At 49.9% G+C, this 15,041-nt stretch carries 14 protein-coding genes; 1 reads left to right on the top strand and 13 read right to left on the bottom strand.

Features of this window, described 5'->3' with window-relative positions:
- Positions 1 to 9 precede the first annotated feature (9 nt).
- The 6 genes from NQ534_RS14545 to NQ534_RS14520 all read right to left on the bottom strand — a co-directional run bounded on the left by NQ534_RS14545 (position 10) and on the right by NQ534_RS14520 (position 8,219).
- The gene (locus NQ534_RS14545; protein ID WP_040785537.1) at positions 10 to 1,116 is read right to left on the bottom strand and encodes a phosphotriesterase family protein; all 1,107 of its coding nucleotides are present in this window, start codon (positions 1,114 to 1,116) and stop codon (positions 10 to 12) included.
- Positions 1,117 to 1,120: 4 nt separating this feature from the next.
- A complete protein-coding gene (locus tag NQ534_RS14540) occupies positions 1,121 to 2,791 on the bottom strand; it encodes a tannase/feruloyl esterase family alpha/beta hydrolase (RefSeq protein WP_157200771.1) in 1,671 nt (556 codons plus the stop codon).
- Between the two features lie 56 nt (positions 2,792 to 2,847).
- A complete protein-coding gene (locus tag NQ534_RS14535; RefSeq protein WP_040785553.1) occupies positions 2,848 to 4,176 on the bottom strand; it encodes a glycoside hydrolase family 1 protein in 1,329 nt (442 codons plus the stop codon).
- A 79-nt stretch (positions 4,177 to 4,255) separates the two neighbouring features.
- Positions 4,256 to 5,614: an MFS transporter gene (locus NQ534_RS14530; RefSeq protein WP_006864521.1), complete on the bottom strand. Its 1,359-nt coding sequence runs from the start codon at positions 5,612 to 5,614 to the stop codon at positions 4,256 to 4,258.
- Positions 5,615 to 5,765: 151 nt separating this feature from the next.
- Entirely contained in the window at positions 5,766 to 6,980 is a 1,215-nt protein-coding gene (locus NQ534_RS14525) for a helix-turn-helix transcriptional regulator (protein ID WP_050778392.1), read from the bottom strand.
- A gap of 93 nt (positions 6,981 to 7,073) precedes the next feature.
- On the bottom strand, positions 7,074 to 8,219 hold the full coding sequence (locus NQ534_RS14520; protein WP_006864519.1) for an iron-containing alcohol dehydrogenase: 1,146 nt from the start codon (positions 8,217 to 8,219) through the stop codon (positions 7,074 to 7,076).
- Between the two features lie 153 nt (positions 8,220 to 8,372).
- Here NQ534_RS14520 and NQ534_RS14515 point away from each other — a divergent pair, with 153 nt between their 5' ends.
- On the top strand, positions 8,373 to 8,780 hold the full coding sequence (locus NQ534_RS14515) for a MerR family transcriptional regulator (RefSeq protein ID WP_006864518.1): 408 nt from the start codon (positions 8,373 to 8,375) through the stop codon (positions 8,778 to 8,780).
- A 16-nt stretch (positions 8,781 to 8,796) separates the two neighbouring features.
- Here the strand turns inward: NQ534_RS14515 and NQ534_RS14510 are convergent, their stop codons facing one another.
- From NQ534_RS14510 to NQ534_RS14480, 7 genes are all read right to left on the bottom strand, one after another.
- Positions 8,797 to 9,303 (bottom strand): PIN domain-containing protein, encoded by a 507-nt coding sequence (locus NQ534_RS14510; RefSeq protein WP_006864517.1) that lies wholly within the window; start codon positions 9,301 to 9,303, stop codon positions 8,797 to 8,799.
- Positions 9,304 to 9,448: 145 nt separating this feature from the next.
- Complete coding sequence (locus NQ534_RS14505) at positions 9,449 to 10,270, bottom strand: ImmA/IrrE family metallo-endopeptidase (protein ID WP_040785544.1); 822 nt, start codon at positions 10,268 to 10,270, stop codon at positions 9,449 to 9,451.
- 11 nt (positions 10,271 to 10,281) lie between these two features.
- A complete protein-coding gene (relB, locus tag NQ534_RS14500) occupies positions 10,282 to 10,614 on the bottom strand; it encodes a type II toxin-antitoxin system RelB family anti-toxin (protein WP_050778391.1) in 333 nt (110 codons plus the stop codon).
- Positions 10,615 to 10,832: 218 nt separating this feature from the next.
- Positions 10,833 to 12,158, bottom strand: coding sequence for an alpha-glucosidase/alpha-galactosidase (locus tag NQ534_RS14495; RefSeq protein WP_006864513.1), 1,326 nt, complete (start codon positions 12,156 to 12,158; stop codon positions 10,833 to 10,835).
- Between the two features lie 20 nt (positions 12,159 to 12,178).
- On the bottom strand, positions 12,179 to 13,096 hold the full coding sequence (locus tag NQ534_RS14490) for an AraC family transcriptional regulator (protein ID WP_050778390.1): 918 nt from the start codon (positions 13,094 to 13,096) through the stop codon (positions 12,179 to 12,181).
- Positions 13,097 to 13,196: 100 nt separating this feature from the next.
- Entirely contained in the window at positions 13,197 to 14,039 is an 843-nt protein-coding gene (locus NQ534_RS14485; protein WP_006864511.1) for a carbohydrate ABC transporter permease, read from the bottom strand.
- Between the two features lie 13 nt (positions 14,040 to 14,052).
- Entirely contained in the window at positions 14,053 to 14,946 is an 894-nt protein-coding gene (locus tag NQ534_RS14480) for a carbohydrate ABC transporter permease (protein WP_006864510.1), read from the bottom strand.
- Between the last annotated feature and the right edge of the window lie 95 nt (positions 14,947 to 15,041).

The raw sequence follows: 15,041 nt of genomic DNA, 5'->3' as shown, positions 1-15,041 counted from the left end.
CTGCCTTTATCAGAATGCCAGGATGCGTGCGGGATTTTCTGTCGTGAGCATTCCGATTTCCTTTTCGTAGCCTAGCTGGCGCAGAACCGGAAGCGCATTGCGGATAAAGCCGGTAAATCCGGTGTATCCGTATGCCACGGAGCGCGACTTATCATACGCGTCGTGTCCCATGACAATCTTATTTCCGTAGCCTCTCCTCAGCAGCTCCGCCAGTGCTTTGAGGCGGTCTGTGTTCGTCGGAAATCCCCCGACCAGCATATCCCAGGAATCAAATCCGACGTTCACGCCCATATCCAGCAGACGCAGCATCAAATCGATATTCACCGTCTTTACCGCCGCAAAATCAGAAATATACTCCATATCCGTGTGCGGTCTCAGTATCAGGGAATCCATATGAAGCATCAGCAGCTTGTCCGGCTTCACACCGAGATCCAGCACCATCTGCGCAACCGGAACGCACTCCTCCATGCCCATCGGATATCCGTTGTGGATGTGGATGGAGCATCCCGTCTCCGCCGCAACGCGGGCGCAGGCACGGACCGCCTTAATCTCCGACGCGTCCACCCCCATGCAGTCGCCGGGCGTATTGATGGCGCATTTCATAAATCCCGGCTTCACCCCGGTGCCGTCCAGACCTTCCTCCATCTGCTTCTTAAAAAACGCCACCAGCTCCTCCTCCGGCATCGCCTTATATTCCTCCGGCTGCGTCGCCGCCGTATAAAGCCCCGTGCAGGTTACAACGTGGACACCCGATTTTTCAGATAGCTCCTGCAGTCCGCGCACATTCTTCTGTGCCTTTGCCGCTATCGGCGAAGCGTCCACGATGGCTTTCCCGCCCATCGCTGCAAACGCTTTCAGCTCTCCCACCATATAATCCATATCGTAGAGCGATGCGCAATCTTTTGAAAAGGTGCCCATTCCGGTCCGCAGCGCATACAGATTTCCCAGATTTAATTTCAGCATTGATTCCGGGATATAATCAATCCGCGCGCGTATCTCCGGCTCGATGGACAGCTTCATCATTTCTGTAAAATCGCAGAGCAGATGCTCGTGCATAGAGGTAAAGCCCAGCTCCTCCGGTCTGATTTCTTTGCATACCGTCTTAATCGTACTCATATCCTTATTCCTCCGTCTTTCCATAATAGCGGTCTGTTTTTTCTTTTTTCAACATAAACAACTCATCCTTACGCTGTGCAGCGTCATATGCATCGCGCTTCGCGTATGCCGACGTCTCTGCCACTTCCACGCATCTGCCGGGATTATCAAGGCTGTACAGCGAAACTTTTCCCGTCAGCAGCGGCGCCTTCTGCTCAAAATCGTACTGTACGCCGTCCAGAAGCTCCGGAGCCTCGCCCTCTTCTACCCACTTCATCAGCGCCGTCATTCCGATGGAGGTCGTCAGATTTAATCCCGGACTTGTAATATCCGTGTGACCGCCGCCGGGTGTCATAAAGAGCCGCAGGAACTTCTGTACTCCGCTTTCCTGCCCCATATAGGCAACGACCCGCTTATAATAATCAATCGTTCCGTCGCTTGGAATCGTGTCGTCATTTACGGCATGGGTAAGCAGAATTTTCGCGCCGGACTGCTCTGCCTGATACAGGTCCGGATTGTTGCACTCCAGGCAGCCGGTTACCCGCACCGCCTCTTTATAAAATTCCTCCAGCCCCCGGTAATCGACCTTCGACCAGTCATACTGCATATCTCTCATTACCCATGCATCCACGATGCTCTCAAACATGCTGTTCATTATGGGCTGGTAGCTGCCGTCCGCCAGAGAGCGTATGTTGCATCCGCCGCCCTGCTCCCCGATGGCGCCCGAACTCCAGAAATGCGTGCCCGGACGGAAGCCGTACCAGATGGCGTGACCGTCCCTTGTTTCAGGTCCGTCAAAAATCAGCTTCATGACCCTTGCATCCTCTTCTGTGATGCATCCGTCCGCGGATTCCATCCCGACGCAGGATGCCGGGTCAAATACCAGCGGCTCCGACGTCTCAATAAAGTCATATCTTCCGCCGTTCTGCCGGATTGCCTCTCTGCGGAATACTTCCATTTTTCCGGGCGCTACCACGTGCTCTTCCTGGTTCATCACAAGCATTCCCCAGGTATCGCTCACTATCATTTCATTCCAGTTGATTGCCGGGTCCACCGCCCAGAAGCCGTCAAAGTCCTCCGGGTAAAGCTGCGCCTCCGTCAGCGTCTGGCGTCCGCCGCCGGAAGCACCCTGCATATAGGAATACGCCGGTTTTTCACCGTAAACCGCTTCGATTACCTTCTTTGCGATCACCGCCATGCTGTGGGTGGAGCGGTATGCCAGATTTAAAATCAGCTCGTAATCAATCTTCTTTGTCTCCTCATCCAGTCCGAAGCAGAACACGTCGCCCGGTACGCCGCCGTCCGTATTGGCAGCGGCAAATCCGTTCGCCACTGCGTTGAACGGCATTACAATGCGGTTTTCCCTTCCAAGAATCTCATATATATGATGCGTGCGGATACCGCCGCCGGTGCAGGCAAGAAATCTTCCGTTCCAGTCCAGCGGGCAGAATACCTGTATCGTTGCCGGATGGGCGCCGTAGCCCTCCTCCGACAGCACCACCCGGAATACCTCCTTCCAGTCGTCGTGCACCGGCTCCCACTGTGCGGAAACCACCGTGACATTTTCATGCTCCTTCAGCGCTTCCTTTATATTCTCAATGGTCGCGCGGGCATAAAGCTTCTCCGGCTCCTGGTTTTCCTCCGTCCAGATCCACTGATTGACTGCTGTTTCCTTATAAATAAATGACTGTGCCATAAGCAAATCTTCCCCTTTCTTTTTCCAAATCTTTTTCATCCGCGGCATCTGCCATTTTACGCCTGCCGCCAGCTTCCCAGATAAGCAAGGCTCGGCTTCGGATATCTGGTCCGGGTCTTTCTGTCCACCGCAATCAGCCCAAACATCATGGAGAATCCCTTCTGCCATTCAAAATTATCCAGAAGGCTCCAGTGCATATAGCCCTTCACCGGAATCCCATCCTGTATGCACGCCTGCACGCCCTGCAGCGCCCGGCGGATAAATTCCACTCTCCGCGTATCATCCGCCGTCGCAATTCCGTTTTCCGTCACCAGAAGCTCTCCCTGAAATTCTTCTGCCACCTTCCTTATGACATGCTCCAGCGCTTCCGGATAAAATTCATAATTCATCTGCGTCAGCTCCGCACCCTCCGGCGCCGGAAGGCTTCCGTCCGCTCCCATAAGCGTCCTGGTGTAATTCTGCACGCCCAGAAAATCATCATTTCTGATAAACGGCAGATAATGGCGGAATTCTTCCTCCCATTCCTTTTCTGCGGCTTTCTCTCCGCCCGGCTGCGCCTGTATATCGTGCAGACTTAATGTCAGCCCGATTTTCAGATCCGGGCGTATCGCCTTCATGGCGTCTCTTGCCGCCTCATGCGCGCGCATCACCAGCAGATCCCCCTCCGGCGTTCTGGAGGACACAAAAATCTGCGGATTGGCAGTGCCAAACACCTGGATGTTTTCCTCCTCCACCGCCTTCTGCCTTTTCAGAAGGCTTTCCATATTTAAGCCAACCTGCACGCTGCCCTCCAGCTTTTCTGCCGCCGTGCCTTCTTTTTCTGCAGAGCCGCCATTTTTCTGCTCTGCCGCCTGCTTCTGCATCTGCTGCATATAGCGTCTGCCAATCGCGGCAACCTGCAGCCCCATATTCGCCTCATTTATCGTGCAGACGTAATTCAGCTCCTCGCCAAGCTGTATCACAACATACGCGCAGTAGCGCGCAAAATAGGTGACCGTGCTCTCCGCTTCCCAGCCGCCCTTTTCAATAAGCCATCTGGGGCTGGTAAAATGAAGCAAGGTGACAACCGGCTCGATGCCGTTTGCCCGGCAGCAGCGGATTACCTTGCGGTAATGCTCCAGCTCCTCTATATCAAATTTCCCCTCCTCCGGCTCAATCCGCGCCCATTCAATGGAAAAACGGTACGCATTCAGTCCCGCCTCCGCCATCAGCCGGATATCCTCCTCATAGTGGTGGTAATGGTCCACCGCATCCAGAGACGGCTCCACAAAACTGGAATGCTCCATCTGCTCCTGTGCCCAGTAATCGCTGTGTATATTGTTACCCTCCACCTGATGCGCCGCGGTTGACGCGCCAAGCATAAAATTCTCCGGAAATTTCTTCATATCAGTCTGTCTCCCTTCCATATTTGTTTCTGGCTCATATAAATTATAAACTTCCGCTCCTTTTTTCTTTATACCGATTTCAGCTATCTTTAGCACAATTTTCCTGTTTTTCCGGAATCATTTTTTCCAGCGCCGCAAACTGCTTTGAGCAGATTCCGATTACCGCCATGCAGACAGCCGGCGCAACCGAAAAGAGAAGGCGTATCATCATAATGGCGCTATCCGGCTGGGCAGCCACATTATCCCCCGATACATAGCCCGCCAGACCAAGAAGCACGCCGGTAATCAGAGAACCGCCCGCCGCTCCGACCTTGGACATAAAATTCGCCATGATATTGGAGGACGCCTCCATTCTCGGCATTCCCTTCATTTCGTTATAGGTGCAGCAGCGCATAACGAAAAGCACCCCGTAATACGCGATCGGCAGTCCCGCAAAGGAGCCCAGGAGCATTCCGAACATAATTCCGGCAAAATTGGTTCCGGATAAGAAAACAATGATATAGCCGGCAACGCCAATCGCCGCGAAGTAGGCAATCATATTTCCCATAGAACCGATTTTCTTCATAAGAACCGGGAATATAAACATCACTGGAATCACAACGACAGAGAGCATCGCGACAAAGGACATCAGCCCGATATCTCCCATCACCCACCGGAAAAAATAAGTCGCCGCGCCGAGCGATGTGCTGATGTTGTAGAACAGCATAATGCCCGCATAGAGCCAGACATATTTATTTACCTTCAGCATGGAAAAAATTTCTTTTATTGACACCTTCTTGTGCTGCCCTCCGGTCTCCACCGACGGGTCTTCTTTGATAAAAAGGAATCTGAGCAGAGCGATAAGCGTCAGCGGTATCACGAAAATGGCAACCGTTGCCGTCCAGCCGGATGCGCTGGTGGCAAGCCTTCCCATCACCCTCGGAAACAGCATACTGATTATAATCGAGCCTGCCATTGTGATAATACCGCCATAGGAGGATACCTTCGTAATCAGCACCTGATTATTGCTGAATGCACGAATCATATACGGCACCATCCCTGCCTGACGAAATGTTGTAAAAACAGAAAATACAAGTGTATACATGCAGAAAATCCATGCACACTTAAAGAACATGCTCCAGCCGGGGTCTGCCATAAACAGTCCCATCGAGCACAGCATTACGCCGATAATGCAGAGCTCATAGGGTCTGCCCTTTCCCAGCTTCGTATTTGTGTTATCCACAAGCCAGCCTGCAAAGAGGTCTGTAAATGCGTCTGCCACCTTACTTGCCGCCAGCAGCACGCCCACCAGCGCCGGTGCGATTCCCAGGGTATCCGTACAGTACAGCGACAGATACCCCAGAACGATTGACTGGACCGCAGCCTGTGAAATGTCAGAGCTTTTCCAGATCAGAAGCCTTCCCAGTCCCACCCTGTTTTCTTTCTTTTTCTTACTCATAATCTTCTCTCACTTTCTTTCGTTTACGGTATTGCGCATTCCCGAACTTTTTATGAGACTATTATAAGTGAAAAGAAGAAAAACCTTTATCCCTGCTTTGGCAGTTTTTAGCACGATTTCTCCCGACCGGAGGTTTTTTGAAAAAATCCGTCTATTCTTTTCCGGTCATAATTTCCCGGTATTCCCTTGGAGAAATGCCGCGGATTTTTTTAAATATCCGCGAATAATAATTTTCATTCAGATACCCCACCTGCGCCGCGACCTCCCCGACGGGCAGCTTCGTCGTTGCCAGAAGAAGCATGGAGGAATCGACCCGCTTTTTATTCACGTAATCGGTCAATGTCATTCCCAGCTCACTTCTGAACTTCTTGGACAGGGCGCTTGCATTGACGGAAAACCTTTCCGCCAGGCTGTTCAGCGTAAGTTCTTCCGTGAGGTTAAAATCGATGTAATTCAGACATTTTGTGATAACCGGCGAATACCCCTGCAGCGCATAATTTCTGACAAGAAGACAGTACCGGCGCACAAATTCCCGGTTGATGCTGACGATATCTATCATATTTCTCGCCGCCTCAATTCTTTTTCCCAGGGATGAGGACAGCTTATCGATATAATAAGGATGAACGCCCGCATTTTCCACCGCTTTCCTGAACAGGACGTTCATGATAACCAGATTGTTCTTCGCGTCTCTCAGACTGCTGTCGCTTCTGGTTTCCAGGCGGAATTTTACCAGCCTGCTCATCTTCTCCTCCACCTTATCCGCATCTCCCTGGGCGAGCGCGTTCAGCATCTCATTTTCGCATTTATAGCGCTCCTCTATCATCCTCATGGAAAGCTCGTCTTCCGCCTGCGGGCGCGGGCGCATTCCGTCTGTCTGCGGCTCCCGCAGGCTGATTCCTGTCTTTTCGATTTTCCAGTTGATTTCCGGGTACAGCATTCTCAGCAACGAGCACACAACATGCTCGATGTTGGCGGCGCTCGTCGTGCCGTAATAATACTCCTTCAGGGTCTGCACCTGATACAGCTCCAGCTTCGCCTCATCGGCAATGCGCACCGCGTCCGGCTTTTCCTGCTCCATAAAATAAGCGCCTATAATAATGTACTTCCTGCCCTCCGGCCCGGACGGCGGCATAAGAAATATAAGATAATGGAGCGCAAAATTATCATATACCCGATAGACATTGTCCGGATGACAGTTTTTTCTGATTTGCTCTGCCAGAAAAGAGTAATCATAGTTCTGATAAAGCTGTTTTCTCAGACCCTCATCAAATTCCGGCGTCTGCTCCGTCTCATCCTGCAGAATCCACAGCTTCACCCCATATGCGTCAATCACATTTCTGAGCAGCTCCAGTTTATCGATATCCATTTTCCCCTCCGATACATTTTTCTGCATCAGACGCCCGGATGCTTTCTCCGTGCCGGCGCGCCATCATGCGCACCGGCAGTCCGGATGCCTGTTTTACAGGCACTCCAGAAGAATCTGATAGATTTCCTCCCTGTCAAGCTCGCGGGGATTGCATTTGATGATATTGCAGGTATCCGCCACCTGGCGCAGCACCTCCGGCGTAATTTCCACCGTGGATTTCAGTTCCCTCATTTTCGTTGGCAGATGACACTCTCTGATAAAAGCCTCCAGCGCGTCCAGACCGGCTTCAGCGCTGTCCGCATCGAAAACGACTTTGGCGAACCGGGTGAATTTTTCCGGCGCATCCTTCACGATATGACGGTAATAGACGGGCTGGATGACCGCAAGCCCCTGTCCGTGGTTGCAGTCCGTGTAGGCGCCCAGCTGGTGTTCAATCTGGTGCGCCTGGAAATCTGTCAGACGACCGCATTTCAGAATTCCGTTCTCCGCCATCGCAGAATCCCACATCAGATTGCTGCGCGCCTGGCAGTCGCCGCTGTCCTTCAGGAGGCGGCGCATATTGGTCACCGTATTTTTCATAACCGCCAGCGCCACATCATCCGACACATTATCCTTATCAGATGTGCCCAGATAGGTTTCCATCGCGTGGCTCAGGGTGTCAAACGCGCCGGAGAGCACCTGCATCTGAGGTACCGACATCGTATACGCCGGGTCGAGCACGGCAAAGGAAGCCGCCGTTCCAAAGACCGGTCCCTTCCACTTCTTTTCCTCATACGTGATGACCGCGCCCGCGTTCATTTCCGCTCCGGTACCGGAAGCCGTCACGACCGCACCCATCCGGATTCCGCCTGCCGGGAATTTTCCTTTTTTATATTCCATATCCCAGATATCTTCCTCCAGCACTGCCTGTGCGGAAATGACCTTACAGCAGTCGATGACGCTGCCTCCGCCCACCGCCAGAATGAAGTCCACGTGCTGTTCACGCACCAGAGCCGCGCCCTCCTGCGCTTTTTTATAAGTGGGGTTTGACATGATACCGGAAAAGTCCACCACTTTTTTGCCCGCCTTCTCCAGAAGCGCTCTGATTTCATCATAAATCCCGTTCTTTTTAATGGAGCCGCCGCCATATGCCAGCATCACGGTCTCCCCGGTCCCGGAAAGCTCCGCGCCCAGCGCCTGCGCCGCGCTCCCTTCCCCAAAATAAACCTTTGTCGGATAAGAAAATGTAAATTTGTCCATGTGAAAATCCTCCTTTTATTGCAATCCTGCAGTTTTTATGTTACAATCCGGTTTATTGAACCGCTTCTCATAACCGATTATATTTTACGATAGTAACTATCGGTCAATAGCTTTTTATAAAAAAACGTTTATAAAAAACAACAGGAGGAACACATGATGTATACGATGATGCAGGTCTGCCGGGAGCTGGATATGACCTACCAGACTCTGAAATTCTACTGCAATGAGGGACTGGTTCCCAATGTGAAACGTGACCGTAACAACCGGCGGATTTTTGATGAAAGAGATGTAAAATGGATCAAGGACCTCACCTGCCTGAAAAAATGCGGCATGAGTATCCAGGAAATGAAAGAGTATCTGGATTTGTGCCTGCTGGGAGAATCCACCATCCCGCAGCGCAAGGAAATGCTGACCAAAAAACAGCAGGAGCTGCGCTCTTCTATTGAGGAATTGCAGGACAGCATTGCCTATATTGACTGGAAGCAGAATTTTTATGATGAAGTGCTCTCCGGCGCACGCCCGTATGTCAGCAATCTGATACCGTGCCATGAACAGGAGTAGGCAGGTGCCGCCCTGACTACATCAGTTTTCTCAGAGCCATCAATTTACTCTTTACGTTAATTCCTTTTTCAGAGGTAAGCTTTTCAATCCATGCCGTATCCCCTTTTCTGTATGGGTCGTACCAGAATCTCCGGATAAACTTTTTCAGATGGCTTTGAAAAACCCATTTCAGATCCGATGCATCATTGATAGCATGAAAATCCTTTACTGTCTGCATCTCATCAACTGTTCCGGTAAGATATCTCAGTATCAGGACATCGGCAAATGTAAACGGCATCGCCTCATCTTCAAATTGAAGCAGCGACATGTACGGTCCGCCTTGCTTTATATCATCCGTAACAAGAGCGTACGCTCCCAGGGTCTGCGCCAGCGAAATGGCGTAGACCTCGCCAAGGTCTCCTGTGTCATACAGGATACGGTTTTCTCTGACATTGTTTTCAAATATCCGGTAAACAGCCATTTCTTTCAGCCTCTGGTTCGTATATATCTCAATTTTACCGGAAGCAATATCAGCGTCAACCATTTCCAGCACATCTTTCCCATGATTTTTTAACTCAGCCGTTCGAATCTGCTCATATATAAATACTCCTTCATCAAAAAACTGAATAAAATCTCTTGAAGCCGCGCTCTGTAAAAATGGATAATCACATTCGTATCCAAAGAGGCTCTCAATCCTTTAATCCTCCTATAAGTGCATCGAGATTATCCCCGTCATCCTCCTGAGGCTCTGACAATCTGTCACTGACATCCTCCCGGCTCAGGTGATAATATGCCAGCATCCGTTCCAGCGTACCTTCCGGAATCGCATTATGATTATAATTATATATTGCATAATCCAGATATTCACCGGGTATGTCAATTTCGTTTCCCGGAATATTTAGTCTGTAGCTTCCTCCCACACTTCTGAGCAGATTTCCGACCCGTTTTTCATTACGCTCATTGTCGAGCTTCAGTTTTTCGCTCATATTAATTTTTCCGAGACTTTCCAGACGGTTCAGCGCCATATCAAAGCTTACATTAAACTCAGACATTATCCTTGCTATATCCATTGCAGACAAACCATTTTTATGAAAATCTGCAACTTTCAAGTCTAAAAATTTTTCCACTTCGTCAGCAGGCATCAACAGACAGGCTGCAAAGTAATTCGCTTCACGTTCCTTCTCATCAATGCTTCTGTCTGAAATCGTCGCACCATCATCTATAAATGATGTATTGCCATCCATATGAAGCACTGCATGACCAATCTCGTGGGCAAGGGTAAAAATTTCCCTGGATAACCGGCTGCTTGTATTGGTAAAAATCACAATATCGTTGTCTTTCATTAAGACAAATCCCAGTTCTGCCGCTTCTCCCAGCGGGTAACGAATCAGCTTATATCCGAGTCTTTCGCAGTCCTTAAATAAATCAATAATGCCATAACAGCTTACCTTACATTTTGCTCTGAATAAGTCCGCCTGGATTCGTATTTCTCTCCGTCTGCTCTCCTGCATGTGCTCCTCCATCACTTCATATCTCTTTGCTGAAGCTTTGCATACAAATGCTTATTTGCATAGAAAAAATCAAGCATATCAAATATCTTTGCAGAAGAAGAGCCTCCCTCTCCTGCTCTGTAAGCGACAGCCGGCTTCTCATCAAGCACCTTTGTGATATCTCCCACCGTAACATCCAGTACCTCTGCAATTGCGGAGAGAATATCCAGCGTAATGCTGTTCGCGCCGTTCTCAATGCGGGCATATTTTTGTCTGCTCACACCAATCCGGTCGGCAATTTGTTCCTGCGTAAAATTTTTTGCATTCCTTAACGCTTTAATGCGTCCTCCCAGCAATTCATTCATGACCATCCCTCCACTTCTGCTTAAATCTATTGTACCACAAATCCCCTCTATGTCAACCCATTATGTTATAATTTTGTAACTCAAAAATTATTTCATGTTTTACAAATATTACATTCTTGTAAAAAGGATTTCCATTTCTGCAGACTCCGGCAAAGCCCGGAGCCGGACAGCTTTACGCTGCACCGCGCTCCGGGCTTTCTGCCCTGGCATCATGGAATTTATCTGTAATCTTTCATGTATTCGCCATGTGCTTCAATCAGCTCATCGCACATCGCCCGGATGTCCCGGATATTCAGCTCCGCTCCTGTGTGCGGATCCATCATCGCCGCCTGGTAGATTTTCTGGCGGTCCTTCGTGACAGCGGCTTCTATCGTTAAAAGCTGCGGACTTATATTGGAGGAATTCATCGCCGCAAGCTGCGTCGGAAGTTTACCCACCTTTACCGGGTGGACTCCGGTGCCGTCAACATAGCAGGGCACCTCCACGCAGGCATCCGCCGGCAGATTATCAATGTAACCGTTGTTCAGCACATTGCCGCCGATTTTATACGGCGTATTGGTCACAACCGCCTCCATGATATAAGAAGCATACTCTTTGCTTCTCTCATGCGTGATTTTGCCGTCGCGCAGGATATCCTCCCGCTCCTTTTCCCAGCCCTCTATCTGATTGACGCAGCGCCTCGGATATTCGTCAAGCGGAATATGAAACTCCTCTATCATTTCCGGATATTTTGATTTAATAAAGAACGGATTGTACTCCGCGTTGTGCTCGCTGGATTCCGTACAATAATAGCCCAGCTGGCGGATATACTCGTAGCGCACCATATCGTCATGCTTTTCCCCGGAAGTATTGCGCTCCTCCGCGATCCTGCGAATTTCCGGATAAAGGTCGTTGCCGTCCTTATCGCGGATTTCCAGAAGCCACGCCATATGATTGATTCCGGCAATCAGCTCCGTCCGTCCCTCCAGCTTATCCTGCATACCCATGCCCTCCAGAAGCTTCTCAGAGCATACCTGCACACTGTGGCAGAGCCCGACGGTACGGATTTTTGTAAACCGCTGCATATAGCCGGTGAGCATTGCCATCGGGTTTGAGTAATTCAGAAATAACGTATCGGGGCACACTTCCTCCATATCCCTTGCAAACTCCTCCAGTACCGGAATGGTACGCAGCGCGCGCATGATGCCGCCGATGCCGAGCGTATCCGCTATGGTCTGCCGGATACCGTATTTTTTCGGAATCTCAAAATCCGTCACCGTGCAGGGCTCGTAGCCTCCCACCTGGATGGCATTGACCACGAAATCCGCATTCCTCAGCGCATCCTTTCTGTTTTCTGCTCCCAGATATGTACGGATCGTCGCTCTGTCCTCATTGACATTATGATTAATCGCGCTCAGAATAATTCTGGAATCCTCCAGTCTCTTTTCATCAATATCGTACAGCGCAATCTCGCTGTCCCGCAATGCCGGGGTACACATGCAGTCTCCCAGCACATTTCTGGCGAAAACCGTACTTCCGGCACCCATAAAAGTAATTTTAACCATGCTATCTTTCTCCTTTTCTTTTATACATTTCCAGTACAGTCGCCCTTCTTTTTTCCTACTACAAGACGGCTTTTCTCCTCCTTGTATTCCTTCGGGCTTCTGCCTGTACGGCTCTTAAATATTTTCGAAAACGCAAGCGGGTCTGTATAGCCCACCATAGCCGCCACCTCATTCACCTGGATGTCCGGATTTTTGAGGAGGGTCTTTGCCTTTTCCATACGCAGTTTCATCAGATATTCTCTGGGCGAGCAGCCGATATTTTCCTGAAAGCTGCTGGTCAGATAGCTTCTGTTTACTCCTATATAATCCGCCAGCTCATTAATGCGCAGGCGTTTGCTGTAATTTTCATTAATGTACTCAATCGCATGCTCCACATACACGGAGCTTGGATACCGGTGCTCCGACGGGTATTTTCCCATCCCTGCCAGATTTTTCCGGTTATCCGTAATCAGCTCCGCAAACACAAGCATCAGCAGTGCGTTGCGCTTCAGCTCGTTTTCATAATAAAGCTGATGACATTTCAGCATCTGGTCAATATATCCGCCGACCTTATCCAGACACCGGACCTTGCGCACCGGCTTCTGCGGCGTAAAGCCCGCACTCTCCAGACATTCCCTTGCGCTTACCCCTTCAAAACCGATCCAGCGATAAGACCACGGAGTTTCCTTATCTGCCTCGTACCATGCCTCAACGCCCTCCGGAATCAGAAACACATCGCCCTTTTCCAGCGTATAATGCGCCTCTCCCATTTCCAGATATCCCCTGCCCTCCTGTACCATATGAAGCACATACGAGCTGCGCCTGTTCGGTCCGAACCGGTGTCCTGGGTCGCAGATTTCCCAGCCGCAGTACATCAGATAGAGGTTCGTGGAGCTGCCCTTCAGATTTTCCAGGCATTTATAGCTTGCCGAATTTGTATATCCCACTGTATGAACCAACTTTATCTGCCTCCCGCCCTGTGTGTCGCCATGTTCCGTCTATCTCTCCGGCATTCTGCAAATATCGGATTTTTTAGTCTCTGGTTTTATCTTTAGTATATCACAGCTTTCCGCCGCTTGTCGCGATTCCTTCAATGAACTGTTTCTGGAAGATGATATAAATAACAATCATCGGGATGCAGGCAATCAGGGACGCCGCCATCAGCTCCGGGAATTTTGACACATACTGTCCCTGCATCTTGGCAAGAGCCGAGGAAAGCACCAGCATATCCTTGTCTGTATTTACAATCATCGGCCACATCAGATCCTTATACGCAAACACCGCTGTAAAAATTCCCAGCGCCACCATACTGGATCTGGTGAGCGGCGCCATCACATATAAAAACGTCTGACCGATATTGCAGCCGTCCAGTCTGGCGGCATCCTCCAGATCATTCGGCAGTCCCATATACCCCTGACGGAGAAGAAAAGTGCCAAAAGCCGTCACCATGCCCGGAAATACGAGGGCAAAAATCGTGTTGAGCATTCCCATTTTGCTTATCATCAGATATTGCGGAATAATGAATATCTGCGACGGAACCATCATCTGAATCAGCACCAGAGAAAAGCAGAAATTGCGTCCCCTAAAATGCAGCCGTCCAAATGCATAGCCTGCCATTGTCGCTGTCAGCACAGCACAGACCACCCGGAAGAAAATAAGCAGCAGGGTATTTCTGTAAAGCATCAGAAAATTCATGTTTTCTAAAACCGTGGTAAACGCGTCTGTTCTCCACTCCCTCGGAAAAATGGTGAAGGGATCTACAGAGGTTGCCTCTGTCACAGACTTAAAGGCTGTCAGAATCATCCATATAAACGGCACCAGCATAGTGATGGATACCAGAATCAGAATGACGTGAATCACAACAGTGGTAAGTTTTTTCTTTCTTGTATAACTGTGCTCCATCGCAATCCCCCCCTTAATTATAGAAAACCCACTTTTTCTGCCCTATCATCTGGAATGCCGTCAAAATGAGGGTAATCACAAACAGAAGAACAACGATGGTCGCTCCATAGCCCCTATTCTTATTAATAAAAGCATATTTATAAAACAGATACACCAGCGACTGGGTTTTCTGCAGAGCCGGATTCGACTTGTCAATGACCATGTAAATCAAATCGAACAGCTGGAGCGAACTGATAACGCGCGTAACCAGCACGAAGAAAATGGTAGGGGACAGCAGGGGAATCGTAATGTGGAAAAAGGATTTCACACCCGTAGCGCCGTCGATTTGTGCCGCTTCATAGTAGTCGCCGGGAATCTCCTGGAGCCCCGCCAGGAAAAGCACCATATTGTATCCGAGAATGGACCAGATGCCGATAATCGCTATGGAATATATTGCGATATCCGGGTCGGATACCCAGTTGACATGTATGTGAAATACATTATTAATCAGACCGAAATCCGAGTTAAACAGCCACCGCCAGACCATAGCCACCGCCGCCGGAGCCGCCACCATCGGGAGGAAAATAATCGTCCGGTATACGGAACGCCCTTTTATCTTCCGATTAAGAAGCACCGCCAGCACCAGCGCGATCACAATGGAGAAGGGAACCTCCACGATCGCGTACTTAAATGTGTTTATCAGCGCCTGCCAGACCTCGCCGTCTCCAAACACCTTCTCGTAGTTCTGCAGACCGATAAAGATATTTCCCTTTCCAAAATCTCCCGTCTTGAAAAAGCTCTGGTAAATCGTCTGGAATATAGGGATAATATTCAGAATAACCAGTCCGATCATCGTCGGAAGGATGAAGAGCCAGCCCCACAAAAACTCGCTGCGCGCCCTTCCCGTATGTTTTTTCTGTTGTATCATTTCCGAATCACCTCTTTGCTGTACAAAGGGCCGCCGCCGGCGCGGCAGCCCCTGGTCTTCGTTTTCGTTTTCCCGCCTGCACGGGCAGCACCGCC

Source organism: Marvinbryantia formatexigens DSM 14469 (assembly GCF_025148285.1).
Lineage (GTDB): Bacteria > Bacillota > Clostridia > Lachnospirales > Lachnospiraceae > Marvinbryantia > Marvinbryantia formatexigens.
Note: the sequence above shows the minus strand (reverse complement) of the source record. Positions and strands in the feature narration are given on the sequence as shown.